At 64.0% G+C, this 1,712-nt stretch carries 2 protein-coding genes; one reads left to right on the top strand and one right to left on the bottom strand.

The genetic code is table 11. The features are described from left to right. The coding region (locus WDW90_RS36845) for a CBS domain-containing protein (RefSeq protein ID WP_336492680.1) at positions 1–291 on the top strand (291 nt) is incomplete at its 5' end. A gap of 770 nt (positions 292–1,061) precedes the next feature. Here the strand turns inward: WDW90_RS36845 and WDW90_RS36850 are convergent. Then, positions 1,062–1,694 carry a dihydrofolate reductase family protein gene (locus WDW90_RS36850; protein WP_336492681.1) on the bottom strand — a complete coding sequence of 211 codons (633 nt, stop codon included), beginning with the start codon at positions 1,692–1,694 and terminating at the stop codon, positions 1,062–1,064. Positions 1,695–1,712: the final 18 nt, after the last annotated feature.

Genomic DNA, 1,712 nt, shown 5'->3' on the forward strand with positions numbered 1-1,712 from the left:
CCCGTCGTGGACGGAACTGGTCGGCTAGCGGGCACGCTCGGCCTGCGCGAGCTGACGCTGCATGGCGAGGTGGGTATCGCGCAGGTGATGTCCGAGGCCCAAACGGCCGGACCTCATGAGCCGGTGGTCGCGCTGGCGTCCTCGCTGACCGACGGCCGCACCCATGCGGTGGTCGTCGTGGACGAGAAGCGGCGCATCCTGGGGATCATCACCCAGACCGACCTGCTCGCGACCGTGACGCGGCTGCTCTCGGCCAAGGCCTTCGCGCTGCCCGAACCGGTGTCGGTGTAGGCGGTCGCCCCGGCGTGATCTTATCAGCCCACTCGAAGGCTCGGACGCGCGGGGCAATCGCTCGGCGGTGCAAGGAGGTCCACGCGTGGTGCCATCGTGGGCGTTGGCCCGGTTGTTGCCAGAGCTCTCGCATTCCTGGCAACGCCACGTCCGCAGGATCAAGCCGATGCAAGATGGACCGCTTCTCCTTCACCTGCTGCACGCCGCCTTGATGGCGTCGAGCATGATGCTGACGTGGCAGGTCTATCACCTTCGTAAGCCATAATGGGCGGAGGTCTGCTTCTGAGGGTAATGCAATCCGACGGCGGCAGACGGACTGGATTCCTTCTTTCCACCACAAGCGGCTGTTCGAGCTGCCGTTGCCGAATTTCCGCTCAGGGTCGATTTTTTGAAAAACTCGGAGGCAGTGCCTCAAGCGTCATCCAAGGTGGCGCTGCAGAGGATTTTTATTTTTCAGCGAAGATGCGATCGCACAATTGTAGCAAGCTCTCAGTAGGCAGATAGAAGAAACATCGCCGGCCGACTTGGCTGGCGATGCTTTTTTGACTCGGTCCCGAGTTTTTCAACGGAATCGGTCACTTTAAGGCGGTGGCGTGGCACGCAACTAACGTCTGGTTCTGCGATTCTGATGCGGAAAGCGGACGGGCCGCTCTCGGCCAGATCCGGTCGATCTGGGTCGCTGAACCAAACTGCCTGGAAGCAGGCGTTTCCAACTTCCAAATGGGTGTCAGTTTCGCACGTCGAGGCGGCGCCCGGTTCTCTTCCGGCAGTCAGCGCGTCAGCACGATGTGGGTCGCAAGCTCCGTTGGGACCGTCTCCGTGATCCGATAGCCGAGGCCCGGCAGGTCGATACCCGCGAACAGGTGCTCGCCCCGGCCCAGAACGATGGGTGACACCGCCAGGTGCAATTCGTCGATCGCGCCCGCGAGCAGGTACTGGCGAACCGTCGACACACCTCCGCCGATCTTCACGTCCAGGTCACCGGCGGCGGCCTTGGCCTGGGCGAGCGCTGCCTCGATCCCCTCGGTGACGAAATGGAAGGTCGTCCCGCCGTCCATCACGATAGGCGCCCGGGCGTGGTGGGTGAGGATGAAGGTCGGCGCGTGATACGGGGGATTGTCGCCCCACCAGCCCTTCCAGTCGGGCCCGCCCCACTCGTCGCCGGCCGGCCCGAACATGTTGCGGCCGAGGATGAAGGCGCCAAAGCCATCCATCGCGGCGTCGGCGAAGCGATCGTCGGTCCCGCCGTCTTGCCCGACCATCGATCGGAAGGCCCGGGTCGGGAAGAACCACTTGTGCAGCTCTCGGCCGCCTTTTCCCATCGGATGCTCCAGGCTCTGGTCCGGGCCGGCCCCGAAGCCGTCGATGGACACGGCGAAACCTCTTACGCGAACCTTTCCCATGGCCGTCAGACCTCTGCG

The organism is Methylobacterium nigriterrae (assembly GCF_037106235.1).
Classification (GTDB): domain Bacteria; phylum Pseudomonadota; class Alphaproteobacteria; order Rhizobiales; family Beijerinckiaceae; genus Methylobacterium; species Methylobacterium nigriterrae.

Excerpts from the sequence above, each read along its gene's own strand:
- WDW90_RS36850 (WP_336492681.1), bottom strand. The coding sequence starts at position 1,694 with ATGGGAAAGGTTCGCGTAAGAGGTTTCGCCGTGTCCATCGACGGCTTC.